The sequence below is a fragment of the Telluria sp. ZB4P34 genome (genome assembly GCF_059686055.1).
Genome location: NZ_JCASIF010000003.1, coordinates 369,965 through 393,908 on the forward strand (window position 1 = coordinate 369,965; position 23,944 = coordinate 393,908).

At 62.6% G+C, this 23,944-nt stretch carries 40 protein-coding genes and 1 tRNA gene; 32 read left to right on the forward strand and 9 right to left on the reverse strand.

The annotated features are described in order from the left end of the window. Nucleotides 1-34: 34 nt before the first annotated feature. Complete coding sequence (gene rpsJ, locus AC56KL_RS08505) at nucleotides 35-352, forward strand: 30S ribosomal protein S10 (RefSeq protein ID WP_497179720.1); 318 nt, start codon at nucleotides 35-37, stop codon at nucleotides 350-352. A 122-nt stretch (nucleotides 353-474) separates the two neighbouring features. On the opposite strand, the gene AC56KL_RS08510 is transcribed toward rpsJ, so the two are convergent. After that, nucleotides 475-672: a hypothetical protein gene (locus AC56KL_RS08510; protein ID WP_497179721.1), complete on the reverse strand. Its 198-nt coding sequence runs from the start codon at nucleotides 670-672 to the stop codon at nucleotides 475-477. Nucleotides 673-828: 156 nt separating this feature from the next. Here AC56KL_RS08510 and AC56KL_RS08515 point away from each other — a divergent pair, with 156 nt between their 5' ends. After that, nucleotides 829-1,407, forward strand: a complete 579-nt coding sequence (locus AC56KL_RS08515) for a hypothetical protein (RefSeq protein WP_497179722.1) — start codon at nucleotides 829-831, stop codon at nucleotides 1,405-1,407. On the opposite strand, the gene AC56KL_RS08520 is transcribed toward AC56KL_RS08515, so the two are convergent. From AC56KL_RS08520 to AC56KL_RS08555, 8 genes are all read right to left on the reverse strand, one after another. Beyond that, nucleotides 1,404-1,637 carry a hypothetical protein gene (locus AC56KL_RS08520; RefSeq protein ID WP_497179723.1) on the reverse strand — a complete coding sequence of 78 codons (234 nt, stop codon included), beginning with the start codon at nucleotides 1,635-1,637 and terminating at the stop codon, nucleotides 1,404-1,406. The two genes, AC56KL_RS08515 and AC56KL_RS08520, sit on opposite strands and share 4 nt — an antisense overlap. A 67-nt stretch (nucleotides 1,638-1,704) precedes the next feature. Continuing rightward, nucleotides 1,705-2,961 carry a TerD family protein gene (locus tag AC56KL_RS08525; protein ID WP_497179724.1) on the reverse strand — a complete coding sequence of 419 codons (1,257 nt, stop codon included), beginning with the start codon at nucleotides 2,959-2,961 and terminating at the stop codon, nucleotides 1,705-1,707. Next, complete coding sequence (locus AC56KL_RS08530; RefSeq protein WP_497179725.1) at nucleotides 2,958-3,863, reverse strand: HpcH/HpaI aldolase/citrate lyase family protein; 906 nt, start codon at nucleotides 3,861-3,863, stop codon at nucleotides 2,958-2,960. Before AC56KL_RS08530 ends, AC56KL_RS08525 begins: the two co-directional genes overlap by 4 nt. Continuing rightward, nucleotides 3,856-4,944: a cysteine protease StiP family protein gene (locus AC56KL_RS08535; protein ID WP_497179726.1), complete on the reverse strand. Its 1,089-nt coding sequence runs from the start codon at nucleotides 4,942-4,944 to the stop codon at nucleotides 3,856-3,858. Before AC56KL_RS08535 ends, AC56KL_RS08530 begins: the two co-directional genes overlap by 8 nt. Continuing rightward, nucleotides 4,941-5,702, reverse strand: coding sequence for a hypothetical protein (locus AC56KL_RS08540; RefSeq protein WP_497179727.1), 762 nt, complete (start codon nucleotides 5,700-5,702; stop codon nucleotides 4,941-4,943). The genes AC56KL_RS08535 and AC56KL_RS08540 overlap by 4 nt, the downstream gene beginning before the upstream one ends. Next, nucleotides 5,680-6,864: a phosphoribosyltransferase domain-containing protein gene (locus AC56KL_RS08545; protein WP_497179728.1), complete on the reverse strand. Its 1,185-nt coding sequence runs from the start codon at nucleotides 6,862-6,864 to the stop codon at nucleotides 5,680-5,682. Before AC56KL_RS08545 ends, AC56KL_RS08540 begins: the two co-directional genes overlap by 23 nt. After that, complete coding sequence (locus AC56KL_RS08550) at nucleotides 6,861-7,892, reverse strand: ATP-grasp domain-containing protein (RefSeq protein WP_497179729.1); 1,032 nt, start codon at nucleotides 7,890-7,892, stop codon at nucleotides 6,861-6,863. The genes AC56KL_RS08545 and AC56KL_RS08550 overlap by 4 nt, the downstream gene beginning before the upstream one ends. A gap of 64 nt (nucleotides 7,893-7,956) precedes the next feature. Beyond that, nucleotides 7,957-8,532: a TerD family protein gene (locus AC56KL_RS08555; RefSeq protein ID WP_497179730.1), complete on the reverse strand. Its 576-nt coding sequence runs from the start codon at nucleotides 8,530-8,532 to the stop codon at nucleotides 7,957-7,959. A gap of 222 nt (nucleotides 8,533-8,754) precedes the next feature. Between AC56KL_RS08555 and AC56KL_RS08560 the strand changes: the two genes are divergently transcribed. The 30 genes from AC56KL_RS08560 (at nucleotide 8,755) to AC56KL_RS08705 (ending at nucleotide 23,926) form a co-directional block, all read left to right on the forward strand. Then, nucleotides 8,755-8,831 (forward strand) — tRNA-Val (locus AC56KL_RS08560). 261 nt (nucleotides 8,832-9,092) lie between these two features. After that, nucleotides 9,093-9,749, forward strand: a complete 657-nt coding sequence (gene rplC / locus AC56KL_RS08565) for a 50S ribosomal protein L3 (RefSeq protein ID WP_497179731.1) — start codon at nucleotides 9,093-9,095, stop codon at nucleotides 9,747-9,749. Between the two features lie 2 nt (nucleotides 9,750-9,751). Continuing rightward, the gene (gene rplD, locus AC56KL_RS08570; protein ID WP_497179732.1) at nucleotides 9,752-10,372 is read left to right on the forward strand and encodes a 50S ribosomal protein L4; all 621 of its coding nucleotides are present in this window, start codon (nucleotides 9,752-9,754) and stop codon (nucleotides 10,370-10,372) included. Continuing rightward, nucleotides 10,369-10,686: a 50S ribosomal protein L23 gene (gene rplW / locus AC56KL_RS08575; RefSeq protein WP_296315993.1), complete on the forward strand. Its 318-nt coding sequence runs from the start codon at nucleotides 10,369-10,371 to the stop codon at nucleotides 10,684-10,686. Before rplD ends, rplW begins: the two co-directional genes overlap by 4 nt. Beyond that, nucleotides 10,686-11,513 (forward strand): 50S ribosomal protein L2, encoded by an 828-nt coding sequence (gene rplB, locus AC56KL_RS08580; RefSeq protein ID WP_497179733.1) that lies wholly within the window; start codon nucleotides 10,686-10,688, stop codon nucleotides 11,511-11,513. The genes rplW and rplB overlap by 1 nt, the downstream gene beginning before the upstream one ends. A 10-nt stretch (nucleotides 11,514-11,523) precedes the next feature. Next, complete coding sequence (gene rpsS, locus AC56KL_RS08585) at nucleotides 11,524-11,799, forward strand: 30S ribosomal protein S19 (RefSeq protein WP_137172337.1); 276 nt, start codon at nucleotides 11,524-11,526, stop codon at nucleotides 11,797-11,799. Next, nucleotides 11,796-12,128, forward strand: coding sequence for a 50S ribosomal protein L22 (rplV, locus tag AC56KL_RS08590; protein WP_179966292.1), 333 nt, complete (start codon nucleotides 11,796-11,798; stop codon nucleotides 12,126-12,128). The genes rpsS and rplV overlap by 4 nt, the downstream gene beginning before the upstream one ends. Before the next feature lie 10 nt (nucleotides 12,129-12,138). Then, entirely contained in the window at nucleotides 12,139-12,969 is an 831-nt protein-coding gene (gene rpsC / locus AC56KL_RS08595; protein ID WP_497179734.1) for a 30S ribosomal protein S3, read from the forward strand. A 2-nt stretch (nucleotides 12,970-12,971) separates the two neighbouring features. After that, the gene (gene rplP, locus AC56KL_RS08600; RefSeq protein WP_005663456.1) at nucleotides 12,972-13,391 is read left to right on the forward strand and encodes a 50S ribosomal protein L16; all 420 of its coding nucleotides are present in this window, start codon (nucleotides 12,972-12,974) and stop codon (nucleotides 13,389-13,391) included. 12 nt (nucleotides 13,392-13,403) lie between these two features. Continuing rightward, nucleotides 13,404-13,595: a 50S ribosomal protein L29 gene (gene rpmC, locus AC56KL_RS08605; RefSeq protein WP_027867254.1), complete on the forward strand. Its 192-nt coding sequence runs from the start codon at nucleotides 13,404-13,406 to the stop codon at nucleotides 13,593-13,595. Next, the gene (gene rpsQ, locus AC56KL_RS08610) at nucleotides 13,592-13,864 is read left to right on the forward strand and encodes a 30S ribosomal protein S17 (protein ID WP_036246286.1); all 273 of its coding nucleotides are present in this window, start codon (nucleotides 13,592-13,594) and stop codon (nucleotides 13,862-13,864) included. Before rpmC ends, rpsQ begins: the two co-directional genes overlap by 4 nt. Nucleotides 13,865-14,089: 225 nt before the next feature. Then, nucleotides 14,090-14,458 (forward strand): 50S ribosomal protein L14, encoded by a 369-nt coding sequence (rplN, locus tag AC56KL_RS08615; protein ID WP_005663451.1) that lies wholly within the window; start codon nucleotides 14,090-14,092, stop codon nucleotides 14,456-14,458. 9 nt (nucleotides 14,459-14,467) lie between these two features. Further along, on the forward strand, nucleotides 14,468-14,782 hold the full coding sequence (rplX, locus tag AC56KL_RS08620; RefSeq protein ID WP_027867252.1) for a 50S ribosomal protein L24: 315 nt from the start codon (nucleotides 14,468-14,470) through the stop codon (nucleotides 14,780-14,782). Nucleotides 14,783-14,787: 5 nt separating this feature from the next. Next, nucleotides 14,788-15,327, forward strand: a complete 540-nt coding sequence (rplE, locus tag AC56KL_RS08625) for a 50S ribosomal protein L5 (protein ID WP_224946781.1) — start codon at nucleotides 14,788-14,790, stop codon at nucleotides 15,325-15,327. Between the two features lie 5 nt (nucleotides 15,328-15,332). Then, a complete protein-coding gene (rpsN, locus tag AC56KL_RS08630) occupies nucleotides 15,333-15,638 on the forward strand; it encodes a 30S ribosomal protein S14 (RefSeq protein WP_436107908.1) in 306 nt (101 codons plus the stop codon). Between the two features lie 14 nt (nucleotides 15,639-15,652). Next, entirely contained in the window at nucleotides 15,653-16,048 is a 396-nt protein-coding gene (rpsH, locus tag AC56KL_RS08635) for a 30S ribosomal protein S8 (RefSeq protein ID WP_497179735.1), read from the forward strand. Nucleotides 16,049-16,057: 9 nt separating this feature from the next. Beyond that, nucleotides 16,058-16,591 (forward strand): 50S ribosomal protein L6, encoded by a 534-nt coding sequence (gene rplF / locus AC56KL_RS08640; RefSeq protein ID WP_497179736.1) that lies wholly within the window; start codon nucleotides 16,058-16,060, stop codon nucleotides 16,589-16,591. An 11-nt stretch (nucleotides 16,592-16,602) separates the two neighbouring features. Beyond that, complete coding sequence (gene rplR, locus AC56KL_RS08645) at nucleotides 16,603-16,965, forward strand: 50S ribosomal protein L18 (RefSeq protein ID WP_005663438.1); 363 nt, start codon at nucleotides 16,603-16,605, stop codon at nucleotides 16,963-16,965. Nucleotides 16,966-16,977: 12 nt separating this feature from the next. After that, on the forward strand, nucleotides 16,978-17,496 hold the full coding sequence (rpsE, locus tag AC56KL_RS08650) for a 30S ribosomal protein S5 (protein WP_183554232.1): 519 nt from the start codon (nucleotides 16,978-16,980) through the stop codon (nucleotides 17,494-17,496). A gap of 11 nt (nucleotides 17,497-17,507) precedes the next feature. After that, nucleotides 17,508-17,687, forward strand: a complete 180-nt coding sequence (gene rpmD, locus AC56KL_RS08655; protein ID WP_020655693.1) for a 50S ribosomal protein L30 — start codon at nucleotides 17,508-17,510, stop codon at nucleotides 17,685-17,687. A 28-nt stretch (nucleotides 17,688-17,715) separates the two neighbouring features. Next, nucleotides 17,716-18,147 carry a 50S ribosomal protein L15 gene (rplO, locus tag AC56KL_RS08660; protein ID WP_497179737.1) on the forward strand — a complete coding sequence of 144 codons (432 nt, stop codon included), beginning with the start codon at nucleotides 17,716-17,718 and terminating at the stop codon, nucleotides 18,145-18,147. 28 nt (nucleotides 18,148-18,175) lie between these two features. Then, a complete protein-coding gene (secY, locus tag AC56KL_RS08665) occupies nucleotides 18,176-19,510 on the forward strand; it encodes a preprotein translocase subunit SecY (protein ID WP_497179738.1) in 1,335 nt (444 codons plus the stop codon). 18 nt (nucleotides 19,511-19,528) lie between these two features. Then, nucleotides 19,529-19,747: a translation initiation factor IF-1 gene (gene infA, locus AC56KL_RS08670; RefSeq protein WP_005663428.1), complete on the forward strand. Its 219-nt coding sequence runs from the start codon at nucleotides 19,529-19,531 to the stop codon at nucleotides 19,745-19,747. A 36-nt stretch (nucleotides 19,748-19,783) separates the two neighbouring features. After that, nucleotides 19,784-19,897 (forward strand): 50S ribosomal protein L36, encoded by a 114-nt coding sequence (gene rpmJ, locus AC56KL_RS08675; protein WP_005663407.1) that lies wholly within the window; start codon nucleotides 19,784-19,786, stop codon nucleotides 19,895-19,897. Nucleotides 19,898-19,909: 12 nt separating this feature from the next. Continuing rightward, nucleotides 19,910-20,275: a 30S ribosomal protein S13 gene (rpsM, locus tag AC56KL_RS08680; RefSeq protein WP_056337616.1), complete on the forward strand. Its 366-nt coding sequence runs from the start codon at nucleotides 19,910-19,912 to the stop codon at nucleotides 20,273-20,275. 14 nt (nucleotides 20,276-20,289) lie between these two features. Beyond that, the gene (gene rpsK / locus AC56KL_RS08685; RefSeq protein WP_005663404.1) at nucleotides 20,290-20,694 is read left to right on the forward strand and encodes a 30S ribosomal protein S11; all 405 of its coding nucleotides are present in this window, start codon (nucleotides 20,290-20,292) and stop codon (nucleotides 20,692-20,694) included. A gap of 267 nt (nucleotides 20,695-20,961) precedes the next feature. After that, nucleotides 20,962-21,585: a 30S ribosomal protein S4 gene (rpsD, locus tag AC56KL_RS08690; protein ID WP_497174796.1), complete on the forward strand. Its 624-nt coding sequence runs from the start codon at nucleotides 20,962-20,964 to the stop codon at nucleotides 21,583-21,585. Nucleotides 21,586-21,817: 232 nt separating this feature from the next. After that, on the forward strand, nucleotides 21,818-22,795 hold the full coding sequence (locus tag AC56KL_RS08695) for a DNA-directed RNA polymerase subunit alpha (protein ID WP_005663401.1): 978 nt from the start codon (nucleotides 21,818-21,820) through the stop codon (nucleotides 22,793-22,795). A gap of 120 nt (nucleotides 22,796-22,915) precedes the next feature. Beyond that, the gene (gene rplQ / locus AC56KL_RS08700) at nucleotides 22,916-23,311 is read left to right on the forward strand and encodes a 50S ribosomal protein L17 (protein ID WP_159698303.1); all 396 of its coding nucleotides are present in this window, start codon (nucleotides 22,916-22,918) and stop codon (nucleotides 23,309-23,311) included. A 99-nt stretch (nucleotides 23,312-23,410) separates the two neighbouring features. Continuing rightward, nucleotides 23,411-23,926, forward strand: a complete 516-nt coding sequence (locus AC56KL_RS08705; RefSeq protein WP_497179739.1) for a GNAT family N-acetyltransferase — start codon at nucleotides 23,411-23,413, stop codon at nucleotides 23,924-23,926. The last annotated feature ends 18 nt before the right edge of the window (nucleotides 23,927-23,944 follow it).

The following is a 23,944-nucleotide window of genomic DNA, read 5'->3' on the forward strand; positions in this document are numbered from 1 at the left end:
ACCCCCCGTGTGGTTCGCTCTTTAAGGAATAGCAATGTCCGCTTCGAATCAAAAGATCCGTATCCGCCTGAAAGCGTTCGACTACAAGCTGATCGACCAGTCGGCCCTGGAAATCGTCGATACCGCCAAGCGCACCGGCGCAGTCGTCAAGGGCCCGGTCCCGCTGCCGACCCGCATCCAGCGCTTCGACATCCTGCGTTCCCCGCACGTCAACAAGACCTCGCGCGACCAGTTCGAAATCCGTACGCACCAGCGTCTGATGGACATCGTGGATCCGACCGACAAGACCGTTGACGCACTGATGAAGCTCGACCTGCCGGCTGGCGTCGACGTCGAAATCAAGCTGCAGTAATCGCATCCACCGCAAGCGCCCGGCGCTGCGGTCAGCAAGGGCCGGACATCCGCAAGGGTGTCCGGCCCTTGTCATTTGCGGCCGCCGTGGAGCGGCCGCCGTGGAGCGGCCGTCGTGGAAGCTCAGTTCAGAAGGGCGTAGAGGGCGGGCCCGAGCAGGCTGCCGATCGCGGCGCCGGCGCCGAGCAGCACGACCAGCAGGGCGTAGCGGCCGATCCAGCCGACCAGCGTCGGGGGCGGGGACATGCCGGTGAAATGCGAGCGCAGGCTGGCGGTGCTCAGGCGGGTGGCATCGTCCGGCAGATGATCGGGGTGCGACATGGGGCCTCCGTGCAAAAAACCATTGTCGAGCGTGCTTCTCATGCGCACCTTGAATTTCCGCAACGGCGGATGACAGTAGTCTCATCTGGATCGTGCTTCGGGAAACGAACCTTCTGCGTATAGTGGACACGCGATCAACGTGGAGAAAGGCCGACAGTGCAAAAGCTATATTCGATCGGACTCGTCGCGCTGCTGGCCGCATGCTCGGACAAGGCGCCACAGGCAACTGCCAGCGCCGGCACGCCTCCCGCCCGCACGCAACACGATGCGCCGGCACACGCACCGGCGGCGACGCCTCCGGCGGACCTCGATACCCTGCGCGCTGAAGGTGTCGGGCCGATTCGTTTCGGGATGCGCCTGGCGCAGGCGGAGCAGGCGAGTGGCGGCAAAGCGGCCTTGCCCACGCCCTTCGATCCGGCCTGCAGCATGGTGCGATTCCCGGCCTTGCCGAAGCTGCGCTTCATGGTCGAGAACGGTGTTGTCACGCGCGCCGACGCCGAGCCCGGAATCGGGAACGCGGTGGGTGTCGCAGTCGGAGACACGCTGGCGCACATCCGGACCACGCATCCGCAGGCGATCGTGAGCCCCCACAAATACGATGCCGACGCCCATTACGTGAGCTTCCCCAGCGCCGATGGCCGCGCAGCGATCCTGCTGGAGGAAGCGGGCGGCAAGGTGACCAGGATCCGCGCAGGTCTCCAGCCATCGGTAGCCTACGTCGAGACCTGCGGTTAGCCAGGCCGGCGCTTCAATACGTCCATGAAGCGTTCGTAGTTATCGCTCAGGGAAGCATTGTCGGGATACTTCGCGAAGAACGCCTCGTACAGCCTGCGCATGGCATCATCGTCCTCCAGGGCTGGACGCGCCACTTGCAAATCGTCCGCCATCCAGTCGCGAATATCCTGCTTCTTTCCGCCGAAGCGCGCCGCCCCATAAATGAAGCGGCCCATACCGTCATGGTTCATGCTCCCCATCCTTTCTTTCAGCCAGTGACCAATGGTGTTGGTGTGGGGGTACCGATAGAGACAAGGCTCAGCCCTTCGACCCGGTCTTCCAGCGCAGGCCGAAACCGAAGTGGCGGTCCATCAGCTCGTGCGCGCTGGTGCCGCCCATCTGCTGGAAGTATTCAGCCAGCTTGGTGACCTGCAGGCTGCCGCCGCGGTTCTCGATCAGGGCAATGGCGCACATCATCTGGTTGCCGCCGCCGTCCAGCCTGACTTCGATTGGCGTCTGGTCGGGCGCGGCGATGGTCACCGCGCCGTCCGTCGCCGCCCAGTTGGGCACGCCTTCGTAGATGAAGGAAAAGATCAGTGCGCGCCGGATCGCGTCGAAGCGCTCGCCGTTGATATACAGGTTCTCGCCGCCGGCCACGGCCCCGGTACGGTCGTCGGCGTCGAGCCGGATGAAGGGTTCGCGCTCGAAGTCGCCCCAGGCGTTGCCGAGCGCCTGCACCAGCCCGCGCCGGCCGTCGGCCAGCTCGTACATGCAGCCGAGGTCGAGGTCGATGCCGCCGCGGCCCTTGCGGCCGGCGCCGATGCCACCGCCTGCGCCGCCGATCAGCTTGTCGAAGAAGCCCGTCTTCGCGGGCTGCGGCGGCGCCGTGATGGCCGACTGGTTCCAGTTCAGGTTGACATGGATGCGCCCGAAGCCGCGGCCGGCGCGCTTGTCGAGCGAGACCTTGTCGCCGCGCTTTTCCAGCGTGACCTTCGACAGCGAAACCCTGGGCTGCGCGGGCGGGGCAGCCGGGGCAGGGGGAGAAGCAGGGCCGGGCGCGGCCGGTTTCGCCTCGGTGCCGCCGAAATGCGCCAGCAGCGCCGACAGTCCGCCGTTGAAGCCCTGGCCGACCGCACCGAAGCGCCACGATCCGTCGCGCCGGTACAGCTCCGCCACGATGACCGCCTTCTCGTCGCCGAAGTCGGCGCCTGACCACGGGAAGCGCAAGGCACTGCCGATGCTCAGGGAACAGGCGCCGAGCGCGCGCATGGACTGCACGCCGTCGATCGCGGCCACGAACACCAGCTTCGCAATGCCCGCAGGCAGGCGCTCGAGGTCGACGGCGAAGCGGGACAGCGAGCCCGCCAGCTCCAGCCGCACCGCGCCCTCGGGGCTGGCCAGCTGGTTGTAGAACACCATGTAGCGCTCGTCCGACAGGCGGTCCGCCGCATCCAGGCCGAAGCAGGACACGTCGACCGACAGGCCGGGCGCGCCGATGTCGACTTCGACGGTGAAGGCATTGCCGGCGCCGAGGTCGGCCAGCTTGCCCTTCTGGCCACGCGAAAACAGGTTCATGAGGGTTCTCCTTCCATCGAATGGGGGCCGAAACGCTGCGACTGTTCCACCAGCCGCTCGGCCCAGGCGCGGTGGGTCGCCACTTCGCACATCGCGTCGTCCATGCGGAATACCGCAGGACTCGCCTCGTCGAGAATGGCGTGCGCCACCGCCAGGTCTTGCGGGCGCACCCGGTAGTGCCGTTCGATCGGGCCGATCTGGCTCGGATGGATCGCCGTCTTGCCGACCATGCCGTAGGCCAGGTCTTCCAGCACTTCCTGGTCGAGCAGTTCCGGCAGGTCGAGGTATTCGAACACCGGCGCCGTGAGCGCGAAGCCCCAGGGACGGAAGGTGGTCACCAGGCGCGCGATGACGGGCCCCAGCGGGGTCCGGTAGATCGTCATGCCGCGCGGCCGGCGCAGGCCAAGCAGGGCGAGCAGGTCGTTGCCGCCGATGCGCAGGCACAGGATGCGCTGGCGCACGCCCGGGGCGTCGAACACGGCGCGCAGCTGCTGCATCTCGCTGTCGCTGAACACGTCCGCCGTTTCCAGGGTGGGCATCAGGACGTGGCAGGTGTCGCGCACCAGCCGGAAATAGGTCTCGAAGTTGTGCCGCGTGATCTTCGGCAGCACGAAGCCGCTCAGCTTCTCGGCGCCCGGCATGGCCAGCACCCGCGCCATCACGTCCGGATTGCGCACGCGGACGAAACGCTCGGCCGTGACGTCGGCCCGCATGTTGGCCAGCACCACCGACAGGTTGAACAGCGACCAGCTCAGCTCGCGGTCGGCGATGGCGTCTTCGAGGCAGAAGATGAGCGAGCGCGCCTGCGGCAGCTTGTCGCCGTTTGCGATTGCCGCCAGGTCCTTGTGATTGGCCGGCACGTACAGCGACGCGCCCAAGGTCTTGTTTGCCACACTAGCCATCCGTTGCACTCCTGATCAGGGATACTGCATGATAAGGCAGGGCCGGGTCGATCGCGACCGGCACCTGTTTTTCTTCCGCCAGCACTTCGAGGTGCTTCACATCGGCGGCGCCCGGCTGGCGCAGCACCAGCAGGCGCGGCACGCGGCGCAGCAGCACACGGGTGGCCTCGCCGATGCCCGGCTTGATGAGGTTCACATCGTCGATGCCGTAGCGCGCCATGGCGCCGTCCAGGTAGTCGCGCGAACGCCCGGCGGCCGCCCGCGCGTCGAGCGGCGCGGCATCCGGCAGGCGCCCGCGGGCCTGGGCCAGGGCCAGCGCCACCAGCGCGTCGACGAAGCGCTGCGACTGGTCGTGGGGAGCGAATTCGCTGTAGTACACGCAGCCATGGAAGTCGTCCGGCCCGATGCGCTCGTCCAGCACCGTGCGGCTCACCAGCCCCGACACGGTCGCGTTCAGGATGCTCGACGGGATCAGGTAGTCGCTGCCGGAGGCCGCACAGGCGCTTGCTCCGGCCAGGTCCGACAGCACGTACAGGCCGCTGTCGATGCCGGCCGCGTGCGCCGCATTGAAGGCGGACACCGACAGCGCCAGCTCGCGCGCGATCACGCCCTTGCCGGTCCAGCCGTCCACGAACACGATCGATTCCGGCGCATGGCCCTGCGCCAGGATGTGGCGCAGGGCCGCGCGGTCGATGCCGCGGTCGCGCACGATCGACACCGAATAGTGAGTCGCCTCGCGCCCGAACACCTCGCGCAGCAGGCGCGCCACCACCACGCCGACCGGCGTGCCGGCGCGCGCCAGCGAGACCACGGTGACGGCGCCGCCGCGCCGCGCGTCGATCAGGCCTGCCAGGCGCAGGCAGTCGGCCGCCATGCGCGCGTTGTTGGCGCGGCAGGCGTCCTCGAACACGGCCATGTAGCGGGGCGAGGGCGGCGCTTCGGGCGACAGCATCTGGCTGTAGTGGCGCTGGCCCGACTGGATCAGGCGTTCCTTCTCGAGCACGCTGGTGAATGCCTGCGCGGGCAAGCGCGTCAGCAGGAAGTCCACTTCGCCGGCGCGGTAGCTGCCCGGGAAGCTCACAGCGCCTCCACGGTCATGCGCGCCAGCTGGGTGGCGCGCGGCACGATGGCGTAGTCGCAGGCGGCCATGAAGCGCGCGTCCGAGCGGCTGTCGCCCATGCCGAAGGTGACGATGTCGCCGTACTCGGCGCGGAGCAGGGCGCTCACGTGGGCCACGGCGTTCGCCTTGTCGAGCGCCTTCGGCAGGATCGCCAGGTTATTGCCGTTGCGGTGCACGAGGTAGTCCGGGTGGCCGGCCGCGATCCAGGGCCGCACTACCTCATGTTCTATCGGCGCGAGGCGCTCGTGGCGCTTGTCCGGATCCTTCACGACCAGGAAGAAGGGCGTGGCGAAATCCTCGATCATGCGCGCGCGTCCGCCGAAGCCGGTACGCTGCGCGTAGTCGTCGATGTGGCGCGCCAGCTCCTGCAGGCCGGGCAGGGCCGCGTGCATGGCGCCGCGCATGCTTTCCAGCCAGGGCAGGTCGGCGCCGCGGCCGGGGAGCAGCACCACCCCGCCGTAGTTGATGACCGCATAGCTCTCGAAAGGCAGGTGCACGCGGCGCAGGCCATCGTGGTCGCGCGCGGTGGTCGGGATCACCGTCATCCCATCCTGCACGAAACTCAGGAAAGCGCGCTGGGCGCGGGTGGTGTACGAGCAGATGCTGCCGTCCTTGTAGTAGGCGGCCGGCTCGAGCGCGTCCGCGCCATTGAGCGGGCCGCATTTCTCGAAGGTCTGGAACAGCGTGTCGTCCAGGTCAGCGAACAGGAACTTCTTCAACGTCAGCCTCGGACAGGAAGTGGAAAAGGCGCGCATCGAGCTGCCCGGCAAGCTCGCGCAGGGCGGGGTTCGGTGCGGTCTCGTGGCAGACAAGCACGTGGTCGTACTGGCCCGGCGCGATGTTATAGATGAAATTGGCGATGCCTTCGCCGTAGTTGTCGGGGAAGGTCAATGCATGCGCGACGGCGCCCCAGGCCAGGATCGGCGAGCGCGTGGTGGACTGGACCACGACGTTCACGCCGCGCCGCTCCAAGGCCGCGCCGAGCAGGGTGGCGGCGTGCATGAACTCTCCGGTGCCCAGCACCGCCACCCTGGCGCCAGGGGCGAATTCGCTCGCCAGGCGCAGCGCCAGGTGCTCCGGCGCGCGCAGGGCCGCGCGCAGGCCGAGGCGGCCGAAGCGCGTGCTGGCGCCGCGGTCCGCCTCCGGATCGAAGCGCTGGGCGGCAGTGTCGGGCGCGACGTAGTCGCCCGGCGTGAAGCGGTATTCGCCGCTGAGCAGCGCCCCCATCGTCACCGGCAGGCCGAAGCGTGCCGACAGGCCGGCCGTCGCATCGCGCCCCATGAAGTTGGTGATCGTCGCCAGGTGCACGCGCGCGATCCCGGGATTGAGGCGGCGGCAGGCATCGAGCAGGTTGAGGAAGGTATTGCCGGTGCTGGCTTCGTCATCCACCAGCACCAAGGTGGAGGCGGTCAGCAGCAGCTGGCGCAGCGCCGGGTCTTCCGGCATGTGCAGGAACTGGCGCGGCGCGTGGCTGTGCGCTTCCTCGAACTCGATCAGCTCTCCCGTGCCGCTGCGGTAGCGCGTGGTGTGGATGAACAGCGCGTCCAGTCCGGGATGCGTGCGCAGCCAGGCTTCGAACACGCCCTGGCCCAGGCCGATGGCGGTTTCGGCCATGGCGATGAACACCACGGGACCCTCGACCGCCGGCACGGTGGCCGCGAGACGGTCGTGAACGGCGATCATGCCGGAGGGTTTCACCGGCCAGTGCTTGCCCAGCACCTTGCTCAGAAAGAGAAAGCCGCGCTTGGCGTTGGCGCGGGCGGCAAAACCGAGCAGGTCTTCGAACTCGTCCGCGCCGTCCGCCAGCGTGACGTCGAGCGTCCCGGTTGGCAAGGCCACGCTGCGCCGGGCCAGCAAAGCCAGGTCCGACTTCGCGTTCATGCCAGCTCCATCGCTGCGGCCACCTCGATCACGCGCATGCCATTGCGTACCTCGGCCACCTCGACCGTGTCGAAGCCGTCGGCAAAGCCCTTCAGCGCGATCCAGGGCAGGTTCGGCCCGGCCGCGCAGGCCATGCCGATGCCGCCGGACATGCGCGGATTGATCTCCAGCAGGCGGGGCCGCATTGTCCCCTCCCTTGCGGCTTCGCGGAACTGCACGTTGAAGACGCCGTTCAGGCCATAGTCGGCGGCCAGCTTCCTGGTCGCCTCGATGATCTCGGGCCGCATGTCGATCAGCTGGCCGCTGCCGCTCTGCGACAGCTTGCGGCGCGCCACCGCGACCACCAGGCGGCCATGGTCGCCGACGCAGTCGACGCTGTACTCGCTTCCATCGAGGAATTCCATCAGCAGCATGGTGCGGAACTCACCCAGCTCGGCCAGGCCGCGGCGCAGGTCCTGGTAGCCGATGTGGTACTCGACGCCTGCCATCAGCAGGGCTGCGCTGCTGCGCGCCTCGTCGACGATGGCGAAGCCGATGCCGTAGATGCCGCGCGAAGGCTTGATGCACAGCTTCGCATGGCGCGGGCGCAGCTCGGCCCAGGCGGCATCGAACTGCGCGAGGTTCTCGAAGCGGCGGAACTCGGCCACCGGCGCCTGCTCCAGCATCGTCTCCGCATAGAAGCCTGCCTTGTCGTGCATGAGCTGCAGCTTCGAAGGGGAGGCCGCGCTCAGGACGCGGGTGCCGATCTCCAGGAAGCGCCCATGGTGGGCGGCCAGGGTGGTGGCTTCGCGGCCCGGCACGAAGATGTCGATGCGCTGCTCGCGGCAGAACGCCAGGCACCAGTCGACGTAGGCGCTCGGTTCCAGGCCGGTGGGTTCGGCGTGGAATTCGTGGGCCAGGCGCGCCGCCGGCGTATGGCGGTTGGCATTGCTGTGGATGATGGTGAAACGGCCGGCGGTGTCGGCTTCGCGGATCAGCTTGATGGCTGCGTAGACGGACGAGAACGTCCTGTTGTACCAGACGCGCATGAAATCTTTCAGGACGGGGTGGACAGGCGCCCGCAGCGAAGCGGGCGCGTGAAGCGCTGATCGTTCAGACGTTGACGCCGAACGAACGGGCGAGCGGGCCGAGGCCGCCCTTGAAGCCCTGGCCGACGGCGCGGAACTTCCATTCGCCGCCATGGCGGTACAGTTCGCCGAAAATCATCGCGGTTTCCGTCGAGCTGTCTTCGGACAGGTCGTAGCGCGCGATCTCGGCTTCGCCATTCGCGTTCAGGCAGCGGATGTAGGCCTTGGCGACCATGCCGAAATTCTGGCGGCGCGCGTCGGCGTCGTGGATGGTGACGCAGAACGAGACCTTGTCGATGTCGCTCGGCACACGCGACAGGTCGACGGCGATCTTCTCGTCGTCGCCGGCGCCCTGGCCGGTGGTGTTGTCGCCGGCATGCTCCACCGAGCCGTCGCTCGACTTCAGGTTGTTATAGAAGATGAAGTCGCTGTCGCCCCGCACCTTGGCGTCGGCCTTGAGCAGGAAGGCGCTGCCGTCGAGGTCGAAGGCGGCGCCGTCGGTGGAGCGCGGGTCCCAGCCCAGGCCGATGATGACCTTGGTCAGGCCGGGTGCTTCCTTGCTCAGGTTGACGTTGCCGCCTTTCTGCAGACTGATTGCCATATGAACTCCTTGCGTGGTCGGGTTGAGCGGGCGCCGATGAGGCGTGAATTATTCGATTGTACACGCTCACATTTCACATTGCCCCCCTCTCGACACGTCCATGCGCCAGGGGCCGACGCGTGACGTTCCGGGCACGCGCCGCCTGTAGAAAACAGGACTTGCACGATTGATCAACACAGCTATTGCAAAAACCGCGGACCCGCACGTATAATGCGGCTCCCCGGGCGGTTAGTTCAGCTGGTTAGAATACTTGGTCGACATCCAAGGGGTCGCAGGTTCGAATCCTGCACCGCCCACCAGACTTCCAGATCGCAGGCCCAGAGCCTGCAGAGAAAAGACGGTTCGCCGTGTTTTCTGTGCTGACCAGCAGGTCAGATTCCTCATCTTCTCCAGCTACTGCGAATACGCAACAGGGTCGACATACCCCTGATTCTCTTGTTGCGTCAAGCCTTTTTGCGCGCTATACTAGCCGGCTTCGGTACGGGTATCTCTTTTTCGCCTGTACCTTTTCCTGGTAGTTTAATTAGCCCCGCCCAATCGTAGGTGGGAATGGAGAAAAAATGAGCCTGGGCCTCCTCGGTCGCAAGGTTGGCATGATGCGTATCTTTACGGATGACGGCGATTCGATCCCTGTCACCGTGCTGGACGTGTCCAACAACCGTGTTGCGCAAGTCAAAACCCCTGAAACTGACGGCTACACTGCTGTGCAAGTCGTCTTCGGTCAACGTCGCGCCTCGCGCGTGAACAAGGCCGCTGCCGGTCACTTCGCCAAAGCTGGCGTCGAAGCCGGTACGATGCTGCGTGAATTCCTCATCGATTCCGCTAAAGCCGCTGAACTCAAAGCCGGCGACACCATCAATGCTTCGATGTTCGAAGTGGGCCAGAAAATCGACGTGCAAGGCACCTCGATCGGTAAGGGCTACGCCGGTACCATCAAGCGTCACAACTTCGCCTCGGGTCGTCAGACCCACGGTAACTCGCGTTCGCACAACGTTCCTGGCTCCATCGGTATGGCGCAGGATCCGGGCCGCGTGTTCCCAGGCAAGCGCATGACCGGTCACATGGGCGACGTTACCGTCACCACCCAGAACCTGGAAATCGCCCGCATCGACGCTGACCGTCAACTGCTGCTCGTGAAGGGTGCCGTTCCCGGCGCCAAGAACGGCCAAGTGATCGTCAAGCCGGCTGTCAAAACCAAAGCCAAGAAAGGAGCCTAAGTATGGAACTCCAGCTCCTGAATGAGCAAGGTCAAGCTGGCGCCGGCGTTGCAGCTGCCGACACCGTGTTCGGCCGCGAATACAATGAAGCCCTGATCCACCAGATCGTGGTCGCCTACGCCGCCAACGCGCGCAGCGGCAACCGCAAGCAGAAGGATCGTGAAGAAGTCAGCCACACCACGAAGAAGCCATGGCGCCAGAAGGGCACCGGCCGCGCTCGTGCCGGTATGTCGTCGTCGCCTCTGTGGCGCGGCGGTGGTCGCATCTTCCCGAACTCGCCTGACGAGAACTTCACCCACAAAGTGAACAAGAAGATGTTCCGTGCAGGTATCTGCTCGATCTTCTCGCAGCTGGCCCGCGAAGGCCGTCTGGTCGTCATCGAGAACCTGTCGATCGAAGCGCCGAAGACCAAGCTGCTGCAGCAGAAGCTGCAAGGCATGGGCCTGGAATCGGTCCTGGTGATCACCGACACCATCGAAGAGAACCTGGAACTGGCGTCGCGCAACCTGCCGCACGTGCTCGTCGTCGAGCCGAAGGCAGCCGACCCGATGTCGCTGGTGTTCTACAAAAAAGTCCTGGTCACCAAAGCAGCCCTGGCCAAGATCGAGGAGATGTACGCATGAGCGCCGCAATCAAATTCAGCGAAGAGCGCCTGATGAAGGTGCTGCTGGCTCCGGTCATTTCCGAAAAGGCGACCTTCGTCGCTGAAAAGAACGAACAGATCGTGTTCAAGGTTCTGCCGGACGCGACCAAGCCGGAAATCAAGGCCGCCGTCGAACTGCTGTTCAAGGTCGAAGTGGAATCGGTGCAAACCGTTAACCGCGAAGGCAAGGTCAAGCGTTCGGGCCGTTTCACCGGTCGCCGCAACCACACCAAGCGCGCTTTCGTGGCCCTCAAGCCGGGCCAGGAAATCAATTTTGTCGAGGAGGCTAAATAATGGCACTCGTTAAGATGAAGCCAACCTCCCCAGGCCGTCGCGGCATGGTGAAGGTTGTGACCGAAGGCCTGTACAAAGGCCGTCCGCTCGCAGCCCTGGTTGAGAAGAAATCGAAGACTGCTGGCCGTAACAACAACGGTCACATCACCACCCGCCACATCGGCGGTGGCCACAAGCAGCACTATCGTCTGGTCGACTTCAAGCGCCAGAAGGATGGTATCCCTGCCAAGGTCGAGCGTATCGAATACGACCCGAACCGTACCGCGCACATCGCTCTGCTGTGCTACGCGGACGGCGCCCGTGCGTACATCATCGCTCCGAAGGGCGTCGCTGTCGGCGATACCCTGATGAACGGTTCGGAAGCACCGATCAAGGCCGGTAACTGCCTGCCGATCCGCAACATCCCGGTTGGTACCGTGATGCACTGCATCGAAATGCTGCCTGGCAAAGGCGCACAGATGGCCCGCACCGCCGGCGCCGCTGTCGTCCTGATGGCCCGCGAAGGCACCTACGCCCAGGTTCGCCTGCGCTCGGGTGAAGTCCGCCGCGTGCACATCGAGTGCCGTGCAACCGTGGGTGAAGTCGGCAATGCCGAACACAGCCTGCGCAAGATCGGTAAAGCTGGTGCGATGCGTTGGCGCGGTGTCCGCCCGACCGTCCGCGGTGTCGTCATGAACCCGGTCGACCACCCGCACGGTGGTGGTGAAGGCAAGACGGCGGCAGGTCGCCATCCGGTGTCGCCATGGGGCCAGCAGACCAAGGGCAAGAAGACGCGCTCGAACAAGCGCACTTCGTCGATGATCGTCTCGCGCCGCGGCAAGAAATAAGGGATAACACATGACTCGTTCATTGAAAAAAGGGCCGTTCATTGACGCCCACCTGGTGAAAAAAGTCGAAGCCGCGCAAGCGACCAAAGACAAAAAGCCAGTCAAAACCTGGTCGCGCCGCTCGACGATCTCTCCTGACTTCATCGGTCTGACCATCGCCGTGCACAACGGCAAGGTCCACGTGCCGGTGTACGTGTCGGAGAACATGGTCGGCCACAAGCTCGGCGAATTCGCGCTGACCCGTACGTTCAAGGGCCACGCTGCTGACAAGAAGGCGAAACGATAATGGAAACTAAAGCAATCCTCAAAGGCGTGCGCCTGTCGGAACAAAAGGGCCGCCTGGTTGCGGACCTGATCCGCGGCAAGAAAGTTGACGCAGCACTCAACATTCTGCAGTTCAGCCCGAAGAAAGGCGCAACCATCATCAAGAAGGTTCTCGAGTCGGCAATCGCCAACGCGGAACACAACGATGGCGCCGACATCGACGAACTGAAGGTCGTGCAGATCTACGTCGAAAAGGGCCCGATCCTGAAGCGCTTTACGGCTCGCGCCAAAGGCCGCGGTGATCGCATTTCGAAACAATCCTGTCACATCTTCGTGACTGTCGGTAACTAAGGGGTCACAGATGGGTCAGAAAATCCACCCAACCGGCTTCCGCCTGGCGGTTACCCGTAACTGGGCGTCGCGCTGGTACGCTGGCAACGGCAACTTCGCCGACATGCTGAAGGAAGACCTGGAAGCACGCGCTTTCCTGAAAAAGAAGCTGAAGAACGCTTCGGTCGGCCGTATCGTCATCGAGCGTCCTGCCAAGAACGCACGCTTCACGATCTACTCGTCGCGTCCGGGCGTCGTGATCGGCAAGAAAGGCGAAGACATCGAAGTGCTGAAGACTTCGCTGGCGAAGATCATGGGCGTGCCTGTGCACGTCAATATCGAAGAGATCCGCAAGCCGGAAATCGATTCGCAGCTGATCGCCGACTCGATCTCGCAGCAGCTCGAAAAGCGCATCATGTTCCGTCGCGCCATGAAGCGTGCGATGCAGAACGCCATGCGCCTGGGCGCTGTCGGCATCAAGATCATGTCGTCGGGCCGCCTGAACGGCATCGAAATCGCACGTACCGAGTGGTACCGCGAAGGCCGTGTGCCTCTGCACACCCTGCGCGCCGATATCGACTACGGCACCAGCGAAGCATCGACCACCTACGGCATCATCGGCGTCAAGGTCTGGGTCTACAAGGGCGACCGTTCGGTCACCGGCGAAGCTCCAGTCATCGACACCCCGCCTGATGAGAAGAAGCCACGCGGCCCGCGTCGCGACGACGGCAAGCCGTCGCGCGGCCCACGTCCGGCTGGCGCCGGCCGTCCTGGCACTGCAGCACCAACCGTCCGTGCACGTCCGGCTGTGAAGCCTGCCGCTCCGGCCGCCGCTGCGCCAGCTGAGAAAGCAGGAGAATAAGCATGCTGCAACCATCGCGCAGGAAGTATCGTAAAGAGCAGAAAGGCCGTAACACCGGCATTTCGCACACCCGCGGCACCGCGGTCTCGTTCGGCGAGTTCGGCCTGAAGGCAGTTGCCCGTGGCCGTATCACCGCACGCCAGATCGAAGCGGCGCGTCGCGCCATGACCCGTCACATCAAGCGTGGCGGCCGCATCTGGATCCGTATCTTCCCGGACAAGCCGATCTCGAACAAGCCGGCTGAAGTCCGTATGGGTAACGGTAAGGGCAATCCGGAGTACTACGTCGCTGAAATCCAGCCAGGCAAAGTCCTGTACGAGATGGACGGCGTCGCTGAAGAACTGGCGCGCGAAGCGTTCCGCCTGGCCGCTGCCAAACTGCCGCTGGCGACCACCTTCGTGGTCCGTCAAGTCGGCCAATAACAGGAGTTGAATATGAAAGCATCGGAACTCCGCGGCAAGGACCAGGAAGCGCTGCAAAAGGAGCTGAATGAGCTGCTGAAGGCCCAGTTCGGCCTGCGCATGCAAATCGCTACCCAGCAGCTGGGCAACACCGCGCAGCTCAAGAAAGTACGTCGCGACATCGCGCGTGTGAAGACTGTGATGAACTCGAAGGAAGCCAAATGAACGACACCACTAAAACGGCGCTGAAGCGTACGCTGGTCGGCAAGGTCGTGTCCGACAAGATGGACAAGACGGTGACCGTCCTGATCGAGCGTCACGTGAAGCACCCGCTGTACGGCAAGATCATCGTGCGTTCGAACAAGTATCACGCGCACGACGAGACCAACCAAGTCAAGGCCGGTGACACGGTCGAGATCACGGAAGGTCGCCCGATCTCGAAGACGAAGGCCTGGACCGTGACCCGTGTTGTGCAGCAAGCACAGGTCATCTAAAGCCTAAAAAATTGTCTTGCGTGGCCCGCTGGTATCTGTGATACTAGCGGGCTTCGTTCATGTGTTGCCGCAGTTTGCCTCCGCGGTTCTGCGGCCTGTAACGAATGGAAAGTCCATCACCCAAACATGGGGCTCCAGCAGGGGCGTCATGGCGGGACCAAGACTGACCGCAGGCCCACGGTTTCCGTGGGGTTTTCTACGGCTTAAGTTGGGAAAGAAAATACTATGATTCAAACCGAAAGCCGGCTCGAAGTAGCCGACAACACCGGTGCCAAGGAAGTTCTGTGCATCAAGGTGTTGGGCGGCTCGAAGCGCCGTTATGCGAGCATTGGCGACATCATCAAGGTCACCGTCAAGGTGGCTGCGCCGCGTGGTCGCGTCAAGAAGGGCGAAATTTACAACGCCGTGGTTGTGCGTACCGCTAAAGGTGTGCGCCGCCAGGACGGTTCCCTGGTCAAGTTCGACGGCAATGCCGCTGTCCTTCTGAACGCCAAGCTGGAGCCGATCGGCACCCGTATCTTCGGACCGGTCACGCGCGAGCTGCGTACCGAGAAGTTCATGAAGATCGTGTCGCTGGCACCTGAAGTTCTGTAAGGAGTCGACATGGATAAGATTCGTAAAAACGACGAAGTCATCGTTCTGGCCGGTAAGGACAAGGGCAAGCGTGGCGTCGTTCAGAAGCGTGTAGACGCTGAACACGTCATCGTTGAAGGCGTCAACGTCGCGAAGAAAGCGACCAAGCCGAACCCGATGACCGGTGTTACTGGTGGTATCGTCGACAAGACTATGCCGATTCACGTGTCGAACGTCGCGCTGTTCAATGCTGCGACCGGCAAGGCAGATCGCGTTGGCTTCAAAGACCAGGACGGCAAAAAAGTCCGCGTCTTCAAGTCGAACGGCGAAGTAGTGAAGGGGTAAGATAAATGGCCCGTCTCCAACAAATTTACAAAGACAAAGTCGTCGCCGAGCTGACCGAGAAATTCGGTTACAAGTCGATCATGGAAGTCCCGCGCCTGACCAAGATCACCCTGAACATGGGTCTGTCGGAAGCAGTCGCCGACAAGAAGATCATCGAGCACGCCACTGGCGACCTGACCAAGATCGCCGGCCAGAAGCCGGTCGTCACCAAGGCTCGCAAGGCAATCGCAGGTTTCAAGATCCGCGAAGGCTACCCGATCGGCACCATGGTGACCCTGCGCGGCAACCGCATGTACGAATTCCTGGACCGCTTCATCACCGTGGCCCTGCCGCGCGTGCGTGACTTCCGTGGCGTGAACGGCAAGTCGTTTGACGGCCGTGGCAACTACAACATCGGTGTCAAAGAGCAGATCATCTTCCCGGAAATCGATTACGACAAGATCGATGCGCTGCGTGGCATGAACATCTCGATCACCACCACCGCTAAGACCGACGAAGAAGCCAAAGCGCTGCTCGCCGCCTTCAAATTCCCGTTCAGGAACTAAGAGCAATGGCAAAACTTGCACTGATTAACCGCGAACAGAAGCGTGCAGACCTGGTGGAGAAATTCGCCGCAAAGCGTGCAGCTCTGAAAGCGATCATCAACGACCAGTCGAAGTCGGAAGAAGAACGTTACGAAGCACGCCTGAAACTGCAGGCGCTGCCGCGCAACTCGGCCCCGACCCGCCAGCGTAACCGCTGCGCCATCACCGGCCGTCCACGTGGCACCTTCCGTAAATTCGGTCTGGCCCGCACCAAAGTCCGTGAATTCGCCATGAAAGGCGAAATCCCGGGTATGACCAAAGCCAGCTGGTAATAGGAGAATATGCAATGAGTATGAGCGATCCTATCGCCGATATGCTGACCCGCATTCGCAACGCACAAACTGTCCAGAAAACCTCGGTCGCAATGCCGTCGTCGAAAGTCAAGGTTGCGATCGCCAACGTCCTGAAGGACGAGGGTTACATTGAAGATTTCGCCGTGACCACCGAAGGTGGCAAGGCTGAACTGAAAATCGGTTTGAAGTATTACACCGGCCGTCCGGTCATCGAGCGCATCGAGCGCGTGTCCCGTCCTGGCCTGCGCGTCTACAAGGGCAAGAGCGAAATCCCGACCGTCATGAACGGCCTGGGCGTCGCGATCGTCTCGACCCCGCAAGGCGTGATGACCGACCGTAAAGCACGTGCTACCGGCGTCGGTGGCGAAGTGCTGTGCTACGTGGCTTAAGGAGTAGACATGTCTCGAGTAGCTAAGATGCCAATCGCCGTCCCGGCCGGTACCGATGTCGCGATCAACGCGTCGTCGATCACCGTCAAGGGCCCGCTCGGCACCCTGACCCAGTCCCTGAACGGCCTGGTCAAAGTGGAAAACAACAACGGCACGCTGACTTTCGACGTAGTGGACGATTCGCGTGAATCGAACGCCATGTCGGGCACCCTGCGCGCCCTGGTCAACAACATGGTTACCGGCGTCACCAAGGGCTTCGAGAAGAAGCTGAACCTGGTGGGCGTGGGCTACAAGGCAGCTGTGCAGGGCAACGCCCTGAACCTGTCGCTGGGCTTCTCGCACCCGGTGCTGCACGCGATGCCGGAAGGCGTCACTGCAACCACCCCGACCCCGACCGAAATCGTGATCAAGGGTATCGATCGCCAGAAAGTCGGCCAGACGGCTGCAGAAGTGCGTGCTTACCGCTCGCCTGAGCCTTACAAGGGCAAGGGTGTCCGTTATTCGGACGAAGTGGTGAAGCTTAAAGAAACCAAGAAGAAATAATCGGAGCTGACATGGACAAGAAACAATCGCGTCTGCGTCGCGGACGTCAAACCCGCATCAAGATCGCCCAGCTGGGCGTGAACCGTCTGTCGGTTCACCGCACCAACCTGCACATCTATGCGAACCTGATCAGCCCGGACGCTAAGGTGCTGGTGTCGGCCTCGACGCTGGAAGCCGAAGTGCGTGCTGAACTGGCTGGCAAGACCGGCGCCGGCGGTAACGCCGCCGCCGCTGCCCTGGTCGGCAAGCGCGTCGCTGAAAAAGCACTGAAAGCAGGAATCACCGAAGTCGCGTTCGATCGCTCGGGTTTCCGTTACCACGGCCGTGTGAAGGCGCTGGCGGAAGCCGCGCGTGAAGCCGGTCTGAAGTTCTAAGGAAGAATCGTCATGGCAAAAATGCAAGCGAAAATGGCAAGCGACAAGCCGGATGATGGCATGCGCGAGAAAATGATCGCGATCAACCGCGTGACCAAAGTGGTCAAGGGTGGTCGTATCATGGGTTTTGCAGCGCTGACCGTTGTCGGTGACGGCGATGGCCGCATCGGCATGGGCAAAGGCAAGTCGAAGGAAGTTCCTGTCGGCGTGCAAAAAGCGATGGAAGAAGCCCGCCGCAACCTGATCAAGGTGCCCCTCAAGAACGGTACGCTGCATCACACCGTGTCGGGCCGTCACGGCGCCTCGCGCGTCATGATGATGCCGGCCAAGCCGGGTACCGGCGTGATCGCTGGTGGCGCAATGCGCGCTATCTTCGAGGTGATGGGCGTGACCGACGTGGTCGCCAAGTCGACCGGTTCGTCGAACCCGTACAACCTGGTTCGCGCGACCCTCGACGGCCTGTCGAAAATGAGCACTGCTTCCGACATCGCTGCCAAGCGCGGCAAGTCGGTCGAAGACATCCTGGGTTAAGGGGAACACACATGGCAAACACTGTCAAAGTTCAGCTCGTCAAGGGCCTGATCGGTACCCGTCAGGATCACCGTGCCACCGTGCGCGGCCTGGGTCTGCGTCGTGTCAACTCGGTCTCCGAGCTGCAGGACACCCCATCCGTGCGTGGCATGATCAACAAAGTCGCGTACCTCGTTAAAGTAGTTTCGTAAGCCCTCGGGCTTACGTACGGAGAAATCAATGGAACTCAATACCATTCAACCAGCTGAAGGCGCCAAGCACGCGAAGCGTCGCGTTGGTCGCGGTATCGGCTCGGGCCTGGGCAAGACTGCCGGCCGCGGTCACAAGGGTCAGAAATCGCGTTCGGGCGGCTTCCACAAAGTCGGCTTCGAAGGCGGTCAGATGCCACTGCAGCGCCGTCTGCCGAAGCGCGGCTTCAAGTCCCTGAACGCAACGTTCAAGGCTGAAGTGCGCCTGTCGGACCTGAACAACCTGGCTGTCGGCGACATCGACATCCTGGTGCTCAAGGCAGCAGGCGTCCTGCCGGTGGTGGCGCGCGACGTGCGCGTCATCCTGTCGGGCGAGATCACCAAAGCGGTGAACCTCAAGGGCCTGAAGGCAACTGCCGGCGCGAAAGCGGCGATCGAAGCAGCTGGCGGTTCGGTCGCTTAATTGCGGCCCTGCCTGATCGGAGCAAAAATTGGCGACTAATTCACAACTTGGTAAAAGCGCTGCATCCGGCTTCCCCTGGGGTCGGCTGTGGTTTTTGCTTGGCGCATTGGTCGTGTACCGCATCGGTGCTCACATTCCGGTCCCCGGGATTGACCCGGTGCAGCTGGCATCACTGTTCAAGCAGAACGAAGGCGGCATCCTGGGCATGTTCAACATGTTCTCCGGTGGCGCCCTGTCCCGCTTTACCGTGTTCGCCCTCGGCATCATGCCTTACATTTCGGCTTCGATCATCATGCAGCTTGCATCGATCGTCTCGCCGCAACTCGAGGCGCTGAAGAAAGAGGGCGAGGCCGGCCGGCGCAAGATCACCCAGTACACCCGTTACTTCACGGTGGTGCTGGCCTTGTTCCAGGCGTTCACCATTGCGGTAACGCTCGAGTCGCAGCCTGGCCTCGTGCTCGATCCGGGCATGGGCTTCCGCTTCGTCACGGTAGTGACGCTCCTGACCGGCACCATGTTCCTCATGTGGCTGGGCGAGCAGATTACCGAGCGTGGTCTTGGCAACGGTATTTCGATCATCATTTTTGCCGGTATCGCAGCAGGTCTGCCGTCGGCCCTGGGTGGCCTGTTCACCCTGGTCTCGAACGGTTCGATCAGCAGCATCGCCGCGATCATCATCGTCATCCTGGTGGTGCTCGTGACGTATGCCGTCGTGTTCGTGGAACGCGGACAGCGCAAGATCCTGGTCAATTACGCTAAACGTCAGGTCGGCAACAAGATCTACGGTGGCCAGAGCAGCCACCTGCCCTTGAAGCTGAACATGGCAGGCGTGATCCCGCCGATCTTCGCCTCGTCGATCATCCTGTTCCCGGCGACGATCGTCGACTGGTTCACCCGCGGCAAGGACGCCAGCGGCCCGGTTATCGGGTTCCTGAAAGACCTTGCAGCGTCGATGGCGCCAGGCGAGCCGATCCACGCGTTGCTGTATGCGGTGGCGATTGTATTCTTCTGCTTCTTCTATACGGCGCTGGTATTCAACAGCAAGGAAACGGCGGACAACTTGAAGAAGAGCGGCGCTTTCGTTCCGGGCATCCGTCCGGGCGAGCAGACTGCACGCTACATCGACAAGATCCTGATGCGCCTGACCCTGGCCGGTGCGGTCTATATCACCCTGGTGTGCCTGGTGCCGGAGTTCATGACGGGCCAGTGGAAGGTTCCCTTCTACTTTGGCGGCACGTCGCTCCTCATCGTTGTTGTGGTGACGATGGACTTCATGGCACAAGTGCAGAACTACGTCATGTCGCAGCAATATGAATCGCTGCTGCGCAAGGCTAATTTCAAGGGCGGGATTCCGTCGCGTTAAGCGGAAGGCATAGACCGAATGGCAAAAGACGACGTCATCCAAATGCAGGGGGAGATTCTGGAGAATCTCCCGAACGCAACATTTCGCGTGAAGCTGGAAAACGGGCACGTGGTTCTGGGGCATATCTCGGGTAAAATGCGCATGAATTACATCCGCATTCTCCCGGGGGACAAGGTAACGGTGGAGTTGACCCCGTACGACCTGTCCCGGGCCCGCATTGTGTTCCGCACCAAGTAAAAATCATTAAAGTAAACGAACCGAAGAGAGTGCAAAATGAAAGTTAACGCTTCAGTCAAGCGGATCTGCCGCAACTGCAAGATCATCAAGCGCAAGGGCGTGGTCCGTGTGATCTGCGTCGAGCCGCGTCACAAGCAGCGTCAAGGTTAAGAGGAATAACGAATGGCACGTATTGCAGGGGTTAACATCCCAAATCATCAGCACACTGTTATCGGCCTGACGGCGATCTACGGTGTTGGCCGTCCACGTTCGCAGAAGATCTGCGACGCCACCGGTATCGCGACCAACAAGAAGGTCAAGGACCTGGACGACAACGAACTCGAGAAGCTGCGTGACGAAGTCGCGAAGTTTGTCGTGGAAGGCGACCTGCGCCGCGAACTGTCCATGAACATCAAGCGTCTGATGGACCTGGGCTGCTACCGCGGCATGCGTCACCGTAAGGGCCTGCCAGTGCGCGGTCAGCGTACCCGTACCAATGCACGTACCCGCAAGGGCCCGCGCAAGGCCGCACAATCGCTGAAGAAATAATCTAGGAACCGACCATGGCCAAGCAACAGAGCAGCGCAGCAGCAGCCCGCGTGCGCAAGAAAGTCAAGAAGAACGTCGCCGAGGGCATCGCCCACGTGCACGCGTCCTTCAACAACACCATCATCACGATCACCGATCGCCAGGGCAATGCCCTGTCGTGGGCAACCTCCGGCGGCGCCGGCTTCAAGGGTTCGCGCAAATCGACCCCGTTCGCAGCGCAGGTTGCTGCCGAAGCCGCAGGCAAGGTCGCTCAGGAATCGGGCGTGAAGAACCTGGAAGTGCGCATCAAGGGCCCAGGCCCGGGCCGTGAGTCGGCTGTGCGTGCACTGAACAACCTGGGCATCAAGATCACCGAGATCCAGGACGTCACTCCGGTTCCGCACAACGGCTGCCGTCCGCCGAAGCGTCGTCGTATCTGATACGGCGCTGACTCGGCAGTAGGAGAGGGCGCATGCCCTGTCCTGCGTCGCGAAAAGCCAACAACGGGGCCTTGCGCCCCGTTGTGTTTTACGAGATTGACCGGCGCAGTAACCTGAAAATGGGTTATACTGCCCGGCTCTTGTCGTCTGCCGTATTCACGGCGGGCGGTTTTTCAAGCCACGTCCACTCTCACGAGGGTTGGACTAGCGCCTGCCGCATCGCCTGCGATGCCTCTGGGGCGTGATTATTAATTTTAAGGATTCAACGTGGCACGTTATATCGGACCAAAAGCAAAACTGTCGCGCCGTGAAGGCACCGACCTGTTCCTGAAGAGCGCACGCCGCTCGCTCGATTCTAAGTGCAAACTGGACATCAAGCCAGGCCAGCACGGCGTCAAGTCGGGCGCCCGCACCTCGGACTACGGCAACCAACTGCGCGAAAAGCAGAAGGTCAAGCGCATGTACGGCGTGCTCGAGCGTCAGTTCCGCCGCTACTTCGCGGAAGCATCGCGCAAGAAGGGCAACACCGGCGAAACCCTGCTGAAGCTGCTGGAAGCCCGCCTCGACAACGTCGCTTACCGCATGGGCTTCGGCTCGACCCGCGCCGAAGCACGCCAGCTGGTGAGCCACAAGGCCTTCACCGTGAACGGCAATGTCGTGAACATCGCTTCGTACCAGGTCAAGACCGGCGACGTGATCGCTGTGCGCGAAAAGGCCAAGAAGCAAGTGCGTATCCAGGAAGCCCTGTCGCTGGCCGAACAAGTCGGCATGCCGGCATGGGTCTCGGTTGACAGCAAGAAGATGGAAGGCACCTTCCGTTCGTTCCCGGAACGTAACGAGATCGCTGCTGACGTCAACGAAGCGCTGATCGTCGAACTGTACTCGCGTTAATGACGACTGGGGACGGCTTGCCGTCCCTTTGTCGCCAACCCCGCCCAGGCGGGGGCGAAGGCGGTACAGTGCGGGCGCAGTGAGCACGGCTCGGCACCGCAACGAATCCTCGATTCCTGTACTCCCATCGCATCCACATTCGTCTCACCGCCTGCTCCCCGAGCAGGCGCTTTCTATTAATGCCATCAGCCTTATCGGTGTAACGAGCCGAGGGTATTGAAAAGGACATTTCATGCAAAACAGTCTGTTGAAACCACGTATCATCGACGTCGAAGCACTCGGCGCAGGCCACGCAAAAGTCGTGATGGAGCCGTTCGAGCGTGGTTATGGCCACACCCTGGGCAACGCGCTGCGTCGCGTGCTGCTGTCGTCGATGGTCGGCTACGCGCCGACCGAAGTGACGATCGCCGGTGTCGTGCACGAGTACTCGTCGCTGGACGGCGTGCAGGAAGACGTGGTCGACCTGCTGCTGAACCTGAAGGGCGTGGTCTTCAAGGTCCACAACCGTGACTCCGTCACCCTGACCCTGAAGAAAGAAGGCGAAGGCGCCGTGCTGGCTTCGGACATCGACCTGCCGCATGACGTGGAACTGATCAACCCGGATCACGTGATCGCTCACCTGACCGCCGGCGGCAAGCTGGACATGCAGATCAAGGTCGAGAAGGGCCGCGGCTATGTTCCCGGCAACGTGCGCCGCCTGTCGGAAGACACCAACAAGACCATCGGCCGCATCATCCTGGACGCCTCGTTCTCGCCGGTCCGCCGCGTGTCCTACGCCGTGGAATCGGCCCGTGTCGAACAGCGTACCGACCTGGACAAGCTGATCATCAACATCGAGACCAACGGCGTCATCACCCCGGAAGAAGCGATCCGCCAGTCGGCACGCGTGCTGGTCGACCAGCTCAACGTGTTCGCCGCCCTGGAAGGCACCGAAGCCGCCGCCGAGGCGCCGTCGCGTGCGCCGCTGGTCGATCCGATCCTGCTGCGTCCGGTGGACGACCTGGAACTGACCGTCCGTTCGGCAAACTGCCTGAAGGCCGAGAACATCTACTACATCGGCGACCTGATCCAGCGTTCGGAAAACGAACTGCTCAAGACGCCGAACCTGGGCCGCAAGTCGCTCAACGAAATCAAGGAAGTCCTTGCTTCGCGCGGCCTGACCCTGGGCATGAAACTCGAGAACTGGCCGCCTGCAGGTCTGGAGAAGTAATTCGCACCACCTGCCCAGACAATGTTGTCCGGGCAGTTTTAACCCCTAGAACCGGTCCGCGGTCATGCTCCGGCATGAACGATCGAAGAACTGGACATTAAACACTCGAAAGGAAGTACCATGCGTCACCGTCACGGCCTCCGTAAACTGAACCGTACCTCGTCCCACCGCCTGGCAATGCTGCGCAACATGACCGTCTCGCTGCTGCGTCATGAAGCCATCAAGACCACCGTCCCAAAAGCCAAGGAACTGCGTCGCGTCATCGAACCGATCCTGACCCTGGGCAAGACCGACACCCTGGCCAACAAGCGCCTGGCGTTCGCTCGCCTGCGCGACCGCGAAATGGTGCAGAAGCTGTTCGCTGAACTCGGCCCGCGTTACGCCAACCGTAACGGCGGCTACCTGCGCATCCTGAAAATGGGTTTCCGCGTGGGCGACAATGCGCCGATGGCCTACGTCGAACTGCTGGACCGTCCGGAAGTCACCTCGGCTGACGAAGCTCCGACCGCCGAGTAATCGCTTTCCGCGACGACTGAAAAAACCAGGCCCCGCGCCTGGTTTTTTTTCGTCCTTTTGCCGGTTTTCCCGGCGCCCGCGCTCGTGTACGATCGCGCGATGACCACCTTGACGACGCCCCGCCTGATCCTGCGCCGCGCCCGCCGCACCGATGTCGACGACATGCATCGCGTGCTGAGCGATCCGGCCGCCCTCGACTATTGGTCGTCCGGCCCGCACGGCTGCCGCGACGAAACCGCCGCCTGGATCGATGGCATGATCGCCTCGCCCGCCGACCTGAGCGATGACTTCGTCATCGAGCATGAAGGCATCGTGATCGGCAAGCTGGGCGCCTGGCGACTGCCCGAGATCGGCTACATCATCGCGCCCGCCTACTGGGGACGGGGGCTGGCCTCCGAAGCCCTGCGCGTCTTCCTGCCGCATGTATTCTCGCGCGCCGATGTCGACCGGCTCACTGCCGACGTCGATCCACGCAACCTGCGTTCGCTCGCCATGCTCGAACGCCATGGCTTCGTGCGCACCGGGTATGCCACCGGCACCTGGCATACCCACACCGGGATCGCAGACAGCGTCTACCTCGAACTGCGGCGCGCCGATGTCGCAGGCGGTGTTTAGAACCTATCCCAGTAGGGA